Origin of the sequence: Pedobacter sp. Leaf216 (assembly GCF_001421515.1) — a bacterium.
Classification (GTDB): Bacteria; Bacteroidota; Bacteroidia; order Sphingobacteriales; family Sphingobacteriaceae; genus Pedobacter.
Window position 1 is genome coordinate 90,124 of sequence record NZ_LMKM01000004.1, and the last position, 14,835, is coordinate 104,958.

16 protein-coding genes are annotated in these 14,835 nt (G+C 36.5%); 5 read left to right on the top strand and 11 right to left on the bottom strand.

Annotated features, from left to right (window positions below; translation table 11 throughout):
• Positions 1 to 71: 71 nt before the first annotated feature.
• The 9 genes from groL to ASE74_RS03590 all read right to left on the bottom strand — a co-directional run bounded on the left by groL (position 72) and on the right by ASE74_RS03590 (position 8,372).
• Complete coding sequence (gene groL, locus ASE74_RS03550; protein ID WP_055904264.1) at positions 72 to 1,706, bottom strand: chaperonin GroEL; 1,635 nt, start codon at positions 1,704 to 1,706, stop codon at positions 72 to 74.
• A gap of 131 nt (positions 1,707 to 1,837) precedes the next feature.
• Entirely contained in the window at positions 1,838 to 2,128 is a 291-nt protein-coding gene (groES, locus tag ASE74_RS03555) for a co-chaperone GroES (protein WP_025141798.1), read from the bottom strand.
• 330 nt (positions 2,129 to 2,458) lie between these two features.
• Positions 2,459 to 3,220 carry a TIGR03915 family putative DNA repair protein gene (locus ASE74_RS03560; protein ID WP_055904266.1) on the bottom strand — a complete coding sequence of 254 codons (762 nt, stop codon included), beginning with the start codon at positions 3,218 to 3,220 and terminating at the stop codon, positions 2,459 to 2,461.
• A 134-nt stretch (positions 3,221 to 3,354) separates the two neighbouring features.
• Positions 3,355 to 4,611, bottom strand: a complete 1,257-nt coding sequence (locus ASE74_RS03565; RefSeq protein WP_055904269.1) for a putative DNA modification/repair radical SAM protein — start codon at positions 4,609 to 4,611, stop codon at positions 3,355 to 3,357.
• 93 nt (positions 4,612 to 4,704) lie between these two features.
• Positions 4,705 to 5,235: a hypothetical protein gene (locus ASE74_RS03570; protein ID WP_157255333.1), complete on the bottom strand. Its 531-nt coding sequence runs from the start codon at positions 5,233 to 5,235 to the stop codon at positions 4,705 to 4,707.
• Positions 5,236 to 5,320: 85 nt separating this feature from the next.
• Positions 5,321 to 5,965 (bottom strand): HD domain-containing protein, encoded by a 645-nt coding sequence (locus tag ASE74_RS03575; RefSeq protein WP_055904274.1) that lies wholly within the window; start codon positions 5,963 to 5,965, stop codon positions 5,321 to 5,323.
• A gap of 75 nt (positions 5,966 to 6,040) precedes the next feature.
• Positions 6,041 to 6,322, bottom strand: coding sequence for a helix-turn-helix domain-containing protein (locus ASE74_RS03580; protein WP_055904277.1), 282 nt, complete (start codon positions 6,320 to 6,322; stop codon positions 6,041 to 6,043).
• Positions 6,323 to 6,631: 309 nt separating this feature from the next.
• Positions 6,632 to 7,126, bottom strand: coding sequence for a hypothetical protein (locus ASE74_RS03585; RefSeq protein ID WP_055904280.1), 495 nt, complete (start codon positions 7,124 to 7,126; stop codon positions 6,632 to 6,634).
• Between the two features lie 67 nt (positions 7,127 to 7,193).
• A complete protein-coding gene (locus tag ASE74_RS03590; RefSeq protein WP_055904388.1) occupies positions 7,194 to 8,372 on the bottom strand; it encodes a class I SAM-dependent RNA methyltransferase in 1,179 nt (392 codons plus the stop codon).
• Between the two features lie 71 nt (positions 8,373 to 8,443).
• On the opposite strand from ASE74_RS03590, the gene ASE74_RS03595 reads away from it, so the two are divergent.
• The 3 genes from ASE74_RS03595 to ASE74_RS03605 all read left to right on the top strand — a co-directional run bounded on the left by ASE74_RS03595 (position 8,444) and on the right by ASE74_RS03605 (position 11,753).
• Complete coding sequence (locus tag ASE74_RS03595; protein ID WP_055904285.1) at positions 8,444 to 8,809, top strand: DUF3127 domain-containing protein; 366 nt, start codon at positions 8,444 to 8,446, stop codon at positions 8,807 to 8,809.
• Between the two features lie 255 nt (positions 8,810 to 9,064).
• Positions 9,065 to 10,885, top strand: coding sequence for a sensor histidine kinase KdpD (locus ASE74_RS03600; protein ID WP_055904288.1), 1,821 nt, complete (start codon positions 9,065 to 9,067; stop codon positions 10,883 to 10,885).
• Between the two features lie 172 nt (positions 10,886 to 11,057).
• Positions 11,058 to 11,753, top strand: a complete 696-nt coding sequence (locus ASE74_RS03605) for a response regulator transcription factor (protein WP_200912257.1) — start codon at positions 11,058 to 11,060, stop codon at positions 11,751 to 11,753.
• Positions 11,754 to 12,138: 385 nt separating this feature from the next.
• Here ASE74_RS03605 and ASE74_RS03610 read toward each other — a convergent pair whose 3' ends face one another.
• Positions 12,139 to 12,978 carry a menaquinone biosynthesis family protein gene (locus ASE74_RS03610; protein WP_055904291.1) on the bottom strand — a complete coding sequence of 280 codons (840 nt, stop codon included), beginning with the start codon at positions 12,976 to 12,978 and terminating at the stop codon, positions 12,139 to 12,141.
• A 34-nt stretch (positions 12,979 to 13,012) separates the two neighbouring features.
• A complete protein-coding gene (gene mqnB, locus ASE74_RS03615; protein WP_055904294.1) occupies positions 13,013 to 13,642 on the bottom strand; it encodes a futalosine hydrolase in 630 nt (209 codons plus the stop codon).
• Positions 13,643 to 13,751: 109 nt separating this feature from the next.
• On the opposite strand from mqnB, the gene ASE74_RS03620 reads away from it, so the two are divergent.
• Both ASE74_RS03620 and folE read left to right on the top strand, forming a co-directional pair.
• The gene (locus tag ASE74_RS03620) at positions 13,752 to 14,162 is read left to right on the top strand and encodes a 6-carboxytetrahydropterin synthase (protein ID WP_055904297.1); all 411 of its coding nucleotides are present in this window, start codon (positions 13,752 to 13,754) and stop codon (positions 14,160 to 14,162) included.
• A gap of 11 nt (positions 14,163 to 14,173) precedes the next feature.
• Entirely contained in the window at positions 14,174 to 14,809 is a 636-nt protein-coding gene (gene folE, locus ASE74_RS03625) for a GTP cyclohydrolase I FolE (RefSeq protein ID WP_055904300.1), read from the top strand.
• The last annotated feature ends 26 nt before the right edge of the window (positions 14,810 to 14,835 follow it).

A 14,835-nucleotide genomic window follows, 5' to 3' on the forward strand; every position in this document is an offset into this window, starting at 1 on the left:
AAAAAAACCCCCAAGGCTTTGTGCCTTGGGGGAATATTTTTACACGAAATGTTTTCGCTGAAGGGGAAATATTACATCATACCGCCCATACCGCCGCCGCCCATTGGAGGCATTGGAGCACCACCTTCTTCAGGTTCGTCTGCTAAAACAACTTCTGTAGTTAATAACATGGCTGCAATAGATGCTGCGTTTTCTAATGCTACACGGCTTACTTTAGTTGGGTCGATAACACCTGCACCAATTAAGTTTTCGTAAACATCAGTACGTGCATTGTAACCAAAATCAGCTGTACCTTCTTTAACTTTTTGTACTACGATAGAACCTTCGATACCTGCGTTTTCGCAAATTTGACGTAATGGCTCCTCAATTGCACGACGGATGATCTGAATACCAGTATTTTCATCCTCGTTAGCACCTTTTAGGTTAGCTAAAGCTTCAACCGCACGGATAAAAGCAACACCACCACCAGCAACAATACCTTCTTCTACAGCCGCACGGGTTGCGTGTAAAGCATCATCAACACGGTCTTTTTTCTCTTTCATTTCAACTTCACTAGCTGCACCAACATAAAGAACAGCAACACCGCCAGCTAATTTAGCCAAACGCTCTTGTAATTTTTCTTTATCGTAATCAGAAGTAGTGGTTTCAATCTGAGATTTGATCTGGCTAACGCGAGATTTAATATCTTCTGAATTTCCTGCACCGTTGATCACAGTTGTATTGTCTTTATCAACAACAACTTTTTCAGCAGATCCTAAGTAAGTTAAATCAGCATTTTCTAATTTGTAACCTCTTTCTTCAGAAACAACAATACCGCCGGTTAAGATTGCGATATCTTCTAACATTGCTTTTCTTCTATCGCCAAAACCTGGAGCTTTAACAGCTACAACTTTTAACGAACCACGGATTTTGTTCACTACCAAAGTAGCTAAAGCTTCACCATCTAAATCTTCAGAAATGATTACCAAAGGTTTACCAGTTTGAACAGTTTTTTCTAAAACAGGCAACAATTCTTTCATGTTGCTGATTTTTTTGTCGTAGATTAAAATGTAAGGATTTTCTAATTCAGCTTCCATTTTATCTGCATTGGTTACAAAATATGGAGATAAATAACCCCTGTCAAACTGCATACCTTCTACTGTTTTAACTTCAGTTTCAGTACCTTTTGCTTCTTCAACAGTAATTACACCATCTTTACCAACTTTGCTCATTGCCTCTGCAATTAACGAACCGATTACCTCATCATTGTTAGCTGAGATAGATGCAACTTGTTTAATTTTATTGTTGTCATCACCAACCGCCTGCGATTGAGATTTTAAGTTTTCTACAACAGCAGTAACCGCTTTATCGATACCGCGTTTCAAATCCATTGGGTTTGCACCTGCAGCAACGTTTTTAATACCCGTAGTGATAATTGCCTGAGCCAAAACAGTTGCAGTTGTAGTACCATCACCAGCAATATCAGCTGTTTTTGAAGCTACTTCTTTAACCATTTGAGCACCCATGTTCTCAACAGCATCTTTTAATTCGATTTCTTTAGCCACAGTAACACCATCTTTAGTGATTGCTGGTGAACCGAATTTCTTATCGATAATTACATTACGGCCTTTTGGACCTAAAGTTACTTTTACTGCATTTGCAAGAATATCAACACCTCTTTTCAGGGCGTCGCGTGCTTCTACGTTATATTTTACTTGTTTTGACATTTCTTTTAAATTTTGGATGATTTTATGAGAAAATGATTGGATTTATATTCTTCTCATTTTAACATTATTATTTTATTTGTTGATTAATGCTGAATTTACTCATTCGAGATCCAGTCATCAACCCTAAATTATTACCCTACTACAGCGTAAATATCAGTTTCGCGCATAATTAGGTAATCTTTACCTTCGTAAGGGAATTCGGTACCACCGTATTTACCATAAATTACAACATCGCCAACTTTTACACTCGCTTTTTTACCTTCAGAATCTTCTTCAGAAACAGAAACTACAGTTCCTTTAGATGGTTTTTCTTTAGCAGTATCAGGGATATACAAACCCGATGCAGTTTTTTCTTCTGCCGCAGCCGGTTCAACTATTACTCTGTTCGAACTGCCAGCAATTGGTTTAAGGTTTAACGCCATAACTTTTATTATTTTTTTATTTTGATTTGAGTTTTTTAACTAAGCATACAATTAACACTTTTTATGCCAAGAGGTTTTGAGGGACAAATTTTCACCAAACTGTCAATCTTTTCAGCCTAATTAAGAATGTGCGTGTCAGCATGGCAGTAAGTTTTCTATTTTAAAGCTAATGCATCATATCAATTTTAAGTTTTAACCCTACACAATCATGACGCTGAATGTTAACTTAGGTTATAAATCAGATAAAAGATAGGGTGGTTTTCGTCACAGGTAGGATGTAATGGAATGTCGTTTTTAACTTTAACATGGCTAAAATGGCGACTAAAACGTTTAAGAAATTGCTTTTTCAGTTAAATACTTCCAATACCTTTTTGGTACGTGCTGCAAATGCAACTTGGTGTTTTTTCGGGCAACAATATTGGCACTTTTAAAATAATCTTTCCACAAGGTGGAGTATAAGGCTTCTCCTTCATCCATTAAAACCGGAGCCGGATTTTGTTTATTCACACTACTAAAGCTTATCGTAATTTCCTCTACCGAGGTTAAATTATAATGCAGTCCGTATTTGCGTTTTAAGTCATAAATTACCCATTGCTGATCGGCATAACGGTTTTTAAAATGGTTCGAGATTAAAGGCAACACATTAAAGTCGGGATCAATACCGGCATAAAATATTCCATCCCCTGTTTTTTGAAAACGAATAAACGCTTCCATCCTGTGTTTTTCTCTTTCTACACTCCGTGCATATTTTGATAGTGCCATTACATGCGCATTGCCAAAATTGCTTTCAGCTCCGGGCTGATTTTGAAAGATATAAATAGCAAATTGAAAAAGGTGATTATAAGCTTCTGGAATTTCTGATAAGTAGCTGCAATAAAATTGACGTAACCAATTTTTTTTAAGTTTTTTTTGTAATCCTGCCCAAACCCGATCTGCTTTTTCATGATGTGTGGTTACCGTAAAACTTTCTACAAATGCTTCCGGTTGAAAAATTGCTGAAGATTTTAACGTGGCTTTTCCTGGCTTGCGTTCAAACCATTCGAAAACTGCTGTTAAAAGCCCTTGAAGCGATCCATCAATAATGTAGGTCATAGGTTTATTATATTGAAAATTTTATATCGCTCGTCATTACCGCATAGGTGAAAATCTTTATACAGTAAGCTTTTAGATTCTCAATCAGGTTAGGAATGACGCAACGCCTTAATTACTTCGGAGATAAGAACCCCTTAAAATAAAATCATCTGGTTGCTGTCCGTTTTTAAATACTTGCTTTGACTTTCTGCTAAAATAAATGCTTTAATCTGTGTACCCTGGTAATCTTTTAATTGATAGGGGCTATCCAGGCAAATAATAAAATGTTTAGCCCTATTGTAAGCAACACCAATTTTTTTTAACTGATCAATTCTGAGTTTTCCAAATTTTCTGGCCTGAACAATTTTTTGAGCAGACATGACCCCGATACCAGGTATGCGAAGGATCATCTTATAGTCAGCGGTATTAATGTCTACAGGGAAATGCTGCATATTCCGGATGGCCCAGCTTAATTTCGGATCAATATCGACGTCTAGATTAGGATTGGCATCATTTAAGATTTCCTGTACCTTAAAACCGTAAAAACGCATTAACCAATCCGTTTGATACAATCGGTTTTCTCTTAAAAGCGGTGGTTGTGTACCGAGGATAGGCATTCGGGTATCATTGCTAATGGGAACATAACCTGAATAGTACACCCTTTTTAATGAGAAATTCTTATAAAAAGCATTTGCAGTATACATGATGTCTTTATCACTTTCGGGGGTGGCACCAATTACCATTTGCGTACTTTGGCCTGCGGGTACAAATTTGGGTACATGTTTAATTAGTTTTTTATCTGCAGAAAACTGGGTAATTTGCTGTTGAACAAAGGCTAAGGGTTTAATTACATCATTGTGATTTTTTTCTGGTGCCAAAAGTTTTAAGCCCGCTTCGGTTGGCATTTCTAAATTAATACTCATCCGATCAGCATATAAACCAGCTTCTTTAATTAATTCATCGCTGGCCCCGGGTATAGTTTTTAGATGGATATAACCATTGTAATTTTGTTCCAATCGCAGTTTTTTTACTACCAAAAGCAGGCGTTCCATAGTAAAATCGGCATTTTTAAAAATTCCAGAACTTAGAAACAAGCCTTCAATATAATTGCGACGATAAAAATTCATGGTCAGTTCTACCACTTCATCCACCGTAAAAGCTGCGCGTTTTACGTCGTTACTTTTCCGCGAAACGCAAAACAGGCAATCGTAAATACAATGATTGGTTAAAAGGATTTTTAAAAGTGAAACACATCGGCCATCTTCAGTGTACGTATGGCATATGCCCGAAGAGTGACTGTCGCCAAGGCCTTTATTTGTATTTTTTCTCGTGCCGCCGCTTGATGAACAAGAAACATCATATTTAGCGGCGTCAGCAAGAATATTTAATTTTTCACGAATTCGATCAGACATAGGAATATGTATTTACTAACAAATATAGTTTAATAACTAAAAAAATTAGTAAATAGATTTATTTAATCTATTCCAAATGGGAATAATCGTAGTTTAACTAAAGTTACCCGATGGGTTCAATTTTCTGCTTAAGGGAAATTGATGCGCAATATCAAAACTGTCTTGATAATATTGAAGTTCGGAAAAGAAACGATCTGCTTCTTTTTCATGATTTTTAAGCGGACTGAAATTGGCTACAAAGTCAGGATTGTTAAAGGCAATTTGATAAAAATAACCCCCATTGTGGTTATCGAACATTTCGGTTACACTGGTTATGTGCTCCCAGCCACAGAAAAAATCAGTTCTTCTGTAAAAAAATGAAGTGCTTTTTAATTTAAAACTGATTCCTTTTTCATTGATCATTACCTTGCTGCGTACAAAAATCTGTGTTTTTGTGATCCACAATAAGATCAGTGCCATCGAAACGATGGATAAGGAAACTAAAATTAAAATGGAAAGTTCGGATAAAGAGGTAGGTAAACTAAAAAGACAATATAACATCAATGAGATGAAGAATACAGGAATGCCAACCATCGCGATTAACAACACACTGTTTTTGTGGTATTTTAGTTTGTAAGCATGCATGAGAATTAATTTTTATAAAGTTAAGTGCTGATGCATTGTTCTGAAATACCTACTAATAGGTATTTTATAATAGTCTTTTTACCGGTTATTTGCCATCCCACTCTTTATAAAAATGATCAAGATAAAGCAGCATAAATTGATGTCTTTCTGCTGCTATGGCACTTCCGGCTTCTGTATTCATCAAATCTTTCAATAAAAGTAATTTCTCGTAAAAGTGATCAATGGTTGGTGCGGTGGTGTTTTTATAAGTTTCTTTTGTTAAATGCGTTTCAGGTTTAATCTCCGGATCGTAAAGTACCCTGTTTTTAAACCCGCCATAAGTAAAAGCCCTGGCAATTCCGATGGCACCAATTGCATCTAAACGATCAGCATCCTGAACAATCTCCATTTCTTTTGACGTAAATCTATCACCATCGAAGCTATTTTTGAACGACATGTTTTGAATAATCAGTTTAACATGTGCGATAGTTTGGGGATCGATAGCAATGGAAACTAAAAAAGACTCAGCAATATTTGGCCCTAAATCTTCATCGCCATTATTAAATTTAGGATCGGCAATATCGTGCAATAATGCTGCAAAAGCCACAACCTGTTCATCACCTTTTTCTTGCTCATTAATGGTTAGCGCAGTTTTAAAAACACGCTCAATATGAAACCAGTCATGACCAGCTTCGGCATTTGCTAAAGTTTTTTGTACAAAATCAATGGTTTTCTGAATGGAAGCCTGCATCTTTCTAAATTTCTTCCAAAGGTATTGGAATTATATGCAGGTAAAAAGAAATGATTTCAACAGCGTTCGAGTTAATTAACTCGCCGCTGCTGTTCTGCTTTCATCATCCGCAATAATTTTAATTAAATCATTGTGGTTAAGGGTTAATAAATGAGGTACTTCCACCTCCAAAATTGCTGCAATTTGAAATAAACGGTCAATTGTTAATTTACTGTAACCAAGTTCAATTTTGCTATATGCATTTTGAGAGATTTTTAATTTTGCTGCCAGATAATCTTGAGTATAGTCTCTGTATTCTCTAATTTTCCTAATATTCCCAGCAACATTCTTCGTCTTTAAAGCCAATACATCTTCCATAAAAAAGGGATAAATTTTAAATGTTTTTCACTATGTACGAAACTTTATCCGTGGCAGATTTTTAGCTTCCGGATTTTTTGGCCCTATAAGTAGATTTTGAGTATCGGGAAAATGAACTGATTATTACAACAAAGCAACAACCCAAATGTTTAATGTATTCTTTTTAGGGGTTGATATATGGTGTTTCAGAAAGATTTTATTGACCCAGATTAAAGAAGGAAAACCAATAAGAAAGGAGTGAATTTAGAGGTTATAAGTTATGATAATTAATGAAGAATATAAGAAAGTTGCAGGTTAAAAAGCTAAGGACTAATATAATCCCCAATCATCTTCAAACTCGTCTTTTTCGAAATATCTTACCCATTCGATAAACAGCAGGCGAAATTTTTCAATTTCACCTAAAACAATGTCTTTATATTCTGGTGTACAAATCTCAAACATATCTGCTGCCCTAACCTGGGTTTCCAGTTCGCGGCAGTTGGTGCGGATGATGGAAGCATTTTCCATTCTTAAAATGTACATATCTGCTCCTTCTGCGCCAATAATTTTAGGGCAAAGCATAAGTGCATTCTGCATAATTAAGTTAGCGGTCATTTCGGCCATTTCACCTTCCAGCGTTTCGCAAAACAAGGCAGCATATTTATAAACGGCCCTGGCCTGGTTGTAAAGGCTTTTAGCCCGGGTAACTTTTAGCCTAACCTTTTCCGCATCATCACTCGATAAATTTTCTTCATCCTCATCATCCCGGCCAAATCGGCTAAAATGCTCCCATTCGGGCATATGATCCATGTCATCAAATTCCATATTTTTCAAAATTGTTTACGTTATGGTACGTAAGAGAGTCTAATATATTAATTTTCAATCAAAAAATCTAGCCTTCAATTAATGGTGCCCTGCGAGAGCCATCGTATAACTCGTATTCCAATAATCTGCAATCTAGTTTACCATTATAAAATTCGACCTTTTTAGCTGCTTTTAATCCAATTTTCTTTGCCAGATCAGGATTTCCGGTGAAAATATAGCCAGAGTAACCTTTGCATTTGGTTTTCATAAAATCGCCCATACGCTTATAGGTTAATTCTAATTTACTATGAACACCCAAGCGTTCACCATATTCAGGGTTAAAAACAACCACTCCTTTACCATCTTCAGGTACCGGCGTTAATTCAAAGTCGCATACTTCAAATTCAATTAAAGTATCTACACCAGCAGTTTTTGCATTTCTTCGGGTAACCTCAACGGCATCTTCAGAAAGATCGGAAGCCACAATTTTAAGGTCGATGTTTTTAATCACCTGATCCTTTAATATTCTGCGTTCAGTGAAAAAATCTTCTTCATTATAACCCAAGATATGCATAAAACCATAATTCATGCGGTATAAGCCAGGCGCACGGTTGGTAGCAATTAAAGCAGCTTCAATAGCAAGCGTTCCTGAACCGCACATTGGGTTAATAAAAGGCGATTTTTTATCCCAGTTGGTGGCTAAAATAACTCCGGCTGCCAAAGCTTCTAACATTGGCGCTTTCCCTGGAATTTTGCGGTAACCATGTTTGGCAAGTGTTTCGCCTGAGGTATCCATAAATACATCAGCATCTGCATCTTTCCAGTATAAATGTACTACAGCTTTGTTTGCATCCGATCCGGAGTTGGGGCGAATACCTTTTTTCTCCTTCATGCGATCAACAATCGCGTCTTTTACTTTTAAGTTGGCAAATAGAGGCGTGGTAATATTTGGGTTATCAACATTTGAGGTTACTGAAAAATAACCCGAAAAATCGATCAGTTCTTCCCACTCAATGGCTTTAATTTCGTTATATAAATCATCAGGCGTAATGGCCTTAAAACTTTTAATGGCATATAAAATCTGACTGGCACAACGCAGGTTCAAATTAAGCTTAATACACTCTGTAAGGGTAATATTGAGCTCAACCCCGGTAGCAAAAGATCTTTCTATGGTGTAACCTAAGGCCGTAACTTCATCTTGTAAATAGGGCGAAAGGCGCTTGTTGCAGGTAATAATTACCTTGCTTTTATTGTGGAAAACTTGCATCATAATATATGCGAAGTTATCAATAAATTTATAGAGATTTGATGTTTATAGTACATTAAGTAGTATTAGATATGGAAATTAAAGGAAAAGTACACGAAGTAGGTGCCACACAACAAGTAAGTGAAACGTTTAAAAAACGTGATTTAATAATAGAATACGCAGAAAATCCAACATACCCAGAATATATCCGTTTTGAGGCTTTACAGGATAAAACAGCATTATTAGATACATTTAAAGCAGGCGATGAGGTTGAAGTATTCTTTAATTTACGTGGTCGCCCTTGGACAGATAAAACAGGTAAAACATCATATTTTAACAGTTTGGTTATTTGGCGTATCAATGCTGTTGCAGCAGGTGCCCCGGCAGCAACCCCTGCATATGCAGCACCGGTTGATGTGAGCAATACACCAGGTGAAGATGATGATTTGCCTTTCTAAATAAAGAATCTTTTTTAAGCAAACAATTTTGAACCATGCCGAGGCTTTAGTCTCGGCATTTTTTTTTGCCTGCCCGCTATACTTCCGAAGTTTACAGGGTTTGTGAAATAGCCAAACCTTATAATTCATACTTGCCATCCGCTGTTAAAATATGTTAAAAACAAACACTTAGCTTAGCTATTCAGTATTTTTGATATCTGTTTAGATTAAAAAGTTTGTGATTTGGTTTTTTACCTTTAGAACCACTCTGTTTCTATGAAAAAAAAGAGTTTTTGGTTAATTACCGTTTTAATGACGGTGGCTTTGCTTGGTGTATTTGTAATGCAGTTGTATTACATCAGGGAGTCTTACAAACTAAAATCTCAGCTTTTTGATGAACAGGTAAATCAGACCCTAACTACAGTTGTGAATAAAATACAGCGTAGAAATGTGGCAGATCATCTTAATAGAAAAGACGCAGAAAATAAGTTTAAACAACTTCAGGATTCTAGGCAGCGTGCACTGGATATAAAAGATTTAAGGCAACAATATACTCAAGAGGTAGAGCTTCGCCAGGTTGAAAGAGAAAATCAGATCGAGAACTATCTTAATCAACAGGATAGTATTATTCGGGAAGAATACCGAGCACCCAACGTGATCTCCGAAAAAGAATATGCTTCATTGTCATCAAAAAATGGAGATAAGCTGGATCTGCAGATGGATGCTTTTATTGATATGAAAAGTTTGGTTATAAAAGGTTATAGTATGCGTACAAAACCCTTTGCCGCTCCACCAAAAGCATTTGAATTTAAAAGCCTGCAAAGTTTGCCTGATACATTAAGGTACCTGGTATTTGATCCCAGAGACGGTAATCCCGGCTTTGCAAGTGTAGCTAAAATCCCTAATGATTTAGAGAAAAAATTTAAGCGGGAAGATGAAATTTCGAGAAAGAAACTAGAGTTAAAAATAGCCTCGCTGGGTAAGGATACTTTCTTTTATACCCGATCGAGTGTAGTTGAAGATGTTTCTAAAGAACTGCAGGAAAGCAACGTGCCAATTTACAAACGCATTAATTTTAGTGCTTTAGGCAGTTTATTAAAAGAAGAACTTATTGCGAATAATATTAAGCTGGAACCTTCTTATCGGGTTTCTTTAGCCAAAAAAGATTCTACTATTTTCATGATGGCTTCCAATGTAAAGGGAGAATTCTTGCCCGAAAATACCTATAAAACACCTTTGTTTGGAAACGATTTGTTCCGCGATCCGGGAATGCTTTTTGTGAGTTTTCCGAATAAAAACTCAGCTATTATTTCTAATCTTAGCGCAACGCTGGCCTCATCTATAGGTTTGTTGCTGGTACTTGTTTTTATCTTTTCTTATACCCTTTATGCCATTTTAAAGCAAAAGAAACTGTCGGAAATGAAAACAGATTTCATCAATAATATGACGCACGAATTTAAAACCCCTGTTGCAACGATTATGATTGCCAGCGAGGCTTTAAAAGATCCGGAAGTAACTGAAGATAAAGCCCGTTTAAAACGTTTGGCAGGGATTATTTATGATGAAAATGTTCGTTTGGGTAGTCATATAGAGCGTGTTTTAAGCATTGCCCGTTTAGAAAAAGGTGAGCTAACCATGGAGAATACCGAAGTGGATATGAACGATCTGATTGTAATTGTGCTCGATAGTATGGAATTGCAATTGCAGAAAAAGAATGCCATTATCCATGTAAATACCAATGCAGAAAATGCTGTTGTTTATGGTGATGAACTGCACCTATCTAACGTAATTTATAACCTGATTGATAATGCAAATAAATACAGTAGTAATACGCCAGAAATTACCATTACAACCCGTAACACCAACAGAAATTTAATTATCGAAATTACAGATAAGGGAATCGGAATGACCAAAGAGCAATCGAAGCGGATTTTCGATCAATTTTACAGGGTGCCAACTGGGAACCTCCACGATGTGAAAGGTTTTGGCCTGGGCTTAAATTATGTGCAGGATATTATCAAAAAACTAAACGGAACGGTTAAAGTAAGTAGCGAAAAAGATAAGGGAACCACGTTCGAAATATCTTTACCTTTATAAACCAGCTAACCATCAATACAAAGTTTGCTTTATTGATACATTAAAATATACCAGGTTTAATTTGCCTTATATAGTGGAGTATTAATTTAATCTTCATCCTAAATTAAACCGTTATGCATATTCAGAATCAAACCTTCAATGTAGGTAATGCTACATGAATAAAATTAAGAAAATGAAAAAAATACTTCTGGTAGAAGACGACCCAAATTTAGGTTTATTGTTACAAGACTATTTGCAGCTTAAGGGTAAATTTGATGTGGTGTTATGCACTGATGGCGAAGAAGGGTTGAGGTCGTTTAACAAACAAAACTTCGATCTTTGTATTTTGGATGTGATGATGCCCAAAAAAGATGGATTTACATTAGGTAAAGACATTAGAAAGGTAAACACGCAGGTTCCAATTATTTTTGCAACAGCTAAAACCATGTTGGAAGATAAATCTGCCGCTTATGATTTGGGTGGCGATGATTATATTACCAAACCATTTCGTATAGAAGAACTTTTATTGCGCATAAATGCCATGTTTAAGCGTGTAGCCAATAAAAGTGATCAGAATGATGAAGCTGCGGAAACTCAGTTTTCCATCGGTCAGTATCATTTCGATTATACCACCCAGATTATTACCAATAATGATATACAACAAAAGTTATCAACCAAAGAAGCTGAGTTGTTGCGATTATTATGCTTAAAAAAGAATACGGTTTTAACGCGTGAAGAAGCCTTGCTCAGTATCTGGCATGATGATAATTACTTTAACGGCAGGAGTATGGATGTATTTTTAAGTAAACTCCGTAAATACTTAAGAGCCGATCCTACGGTAGAAATCATCAATGTGCATGGAAAAGGTTACAAATTGCTGGTGGGTTAGTATGGTATTCAAATGGATGTTGTAATGTGCCACTTTCATCTCATGCGTCTTCCTGAACTTGTTTCAGGATTTCGATTTTAAATAACCACAGCTACTTAATTGTGTTTTTTTATTGCATTTGCCACGGAAACACAGAATTCACGGAAATTCTATTATGTTTTCTATACGTTTTTCTACTTTTAGTAGGATGAAACGTAGTCGGGAAATCTAACGAGATAGATCTCTCCATTCCACTGCGTTCCAGTCGAGATGACTACGCTTTTTAATAGAATCTGTCAATGGTAGCCTTCATGTGTCCACTTTCATCTCATGCGTATCCTGAACTTTTTTCAGGGCTTTTATACAAGATTAAATCGCTCCGCTACAGTCGGGATTTCGGAACAAATTAAATGTACAGGTTCTCCCGTATGGTCGGGATAATATTTCTTTCCTGAGCCAGTTTAAATAAAGTATCTACCGCTTTCCGGCCTTCTTCGCCAAGGTTTACACTGTATTTATTTACGTAGAGTTCGATATGTTTGTACATTACACTTTCTTCCATTGCCTGGGCATGCTCGCGGATGAAATCGATACCAGATTTTGGGTGTGCAAAGGCAAATTCTACCGATTGGCGGATTAAGCGGTTCACTTTTAGCTGTACTTCACGATCTAAATTCCTGTTAATCACAATTCCGCCCAATGGAATGGCGCAACCGGTTAATTTTTCCCAATAATCGCCTAAATCCACAATTTTGGTTAAGCCTTTATCCTGATAAGTAAACCTGTTTTCGTGAATGATTAAACCTAAATCGATCTCTTCATGAAGTAATGCTGATTCGATTTCAGAAAAAACAAGCTCCTGTTTATTGAGCAAATGAGGGTAAGCAATACCCAGCAAAAAATTGGCCGTTGTATACTTTCCAGGTATACCTACCTTTAATTGGGCGTTTGAAGCCTGAAGTTCTGACTCGTTAAATTGATTTTTGCTGATTAATAATGGGCCTACACCAAAACCTAAAGCACTTCCGGCATCTAATAAGGCATATTGATCGGCTACGTATGCAAAAGCATGGAAACTTAACTTGGTAATGTCCAATTCACCTCTAAGTGCCTTTTGATTTAATGTTTCCACATCATCATAAGACACCTCAAATTCTAAACCTTCTGTATCAATTTTATGGTGAATTAATGCGTCGAAAATAAATGTATCGTTAGGGCAGGGTGAAAATCCAAGTGTAAGTTTCATTCATCAAAAATAACTACTGCATAAAATTAATCGGTCATAATGAGTTCATTTCTCCAATAAAAGCAATGGCCCATTCGTTTAAATTTTTTACTGCAAGTCCTATTTTCCAATTGTCTTTATTTCTGGGTTCCACATAATTGGATACACTCCTAATTTGCAGGCAATCAATATTTAGCTGTTTACAGGCATAAAAAACGGCAGCACCCTCCATGCTTTCGGTGGTAGGGTTTAACCTTTTTACCAGGTTTTTAATGCTTTTTTCACTTCCTGTTACGCAATTCACGGTAATTCCTTTTGCCAGTGGCAAGCCAACTTTTCGCTGTGTTTTAGTTGTATAATGGTTTTCGCCAAAACCCAAATCGGTTATCGTTAAAAATTCATCTCCATTTTCTGCACCCAACTCTGCAAAAGTATCCTCAATAATGTTTAAAACTGTTCCTAAGGCTGTATTTCTGTCAAAACAGCCTGCAATGCCGAAGTTTACAACAAGATCGTATTTAGAAGAAAGATGCTTGCCCAAAGCGAAAGCTGTTGCCACCATACCTACTCCTGTAATTAGCAGATCGAAATTTTTATGCGCTATAAAATCACCCTCCGGTAAATTGAAATGCTGATAAAAGAAGGCAAGTTCTGCTTTTGTAGCAGCAACAACTAAGGTTTTCATTTAGTAAAGTTAGCAGATAGTTTTGTTAAAATTTTAGGTTTTCTTTAAGCTGGCCTTTAATCTTAAAGCTTAAACCTTTATCCGTATATTTGCATTTTATTTTATAGTAATGATTTACATAACAAGAAAAGCATCATTTAACGCCGCGCATAAATTAGCCCGTACCGATTGGGATGATGAAAAAAATAATGAAGTTTATGGTAAATGTGCCAACCCCAACTGGCATGGCCATAACTATTGGTTATATGTTACCGTTAAAGGCGAAGTTAACCCTGAAACAGGTTTCCTGGTGGATTTAAAATGGCTGAAAGACGTAATGAATAATTATGTGGTAGATAAAGTTGATCATAAAAACTTAAATCTTGATGTTGATTTTATGAAAGGCAAGCTGGCTTCTACAGAAAACCTGGCCATCGAAATCTGGAATCAGCTTTTGGCACCAATTGCAGAAAGTGGAGCCATTTTGCATTGCGTAAAGATTTACGAAACCGAAAATAATTTTGTTGAATATTTTGGCTAAAATCTAAATTAATGAGCAATAAAGACGTATTAAAAGATGAATCGAGGGATGGTTATGTAAAAATAGACCGTTACAACGAAAATAAAATTGAAGCTGTAGCTGCACATTATAAAGATATTCTTGGCCAATTGGGCGAAGATCCTGAGCGTGAGGGATTATTGAAAACACCGGAGCGCGTGGCAAAGGCTTTACAATACTTAACCCACGGTTATGATTTAAAACCAGATGAAATTCTTAAAGGGGCAATGTTCCAGGAAGATTATAGCCAAATGGTGGTGGTAAAAGATATAGAAGTGTATTCGATGTGCGAACACCACATGCTGCCATTTTTTGGTAAAGCACATATTGCTTATATTCCTAACGGGCACATTGTTGGTTTGAGCAAAATACCAAGGGTGGTTGATGCCTTTGCCCGTCGTTTACAGGTACAGGAGCGTTTAACAAACGAAATCAGAGATTGTATTCAAAATACGCTAAACCCAATGGGTGTAGCCGTAGTGATGGAATGCAGGCATTTATGCATGTCGATGCGTGGAGTGCAGAAACAGAATTCGGTTACTACAACCTCAGCTTTTACCGGTACTTTTTTAAGCAACGATAAAACGAGAGCGGAGTTTTTGAGGTTAATAACGGCGAGTTTAGATTAGCCGCATCCTCCTAAAGGGGAGGGTTT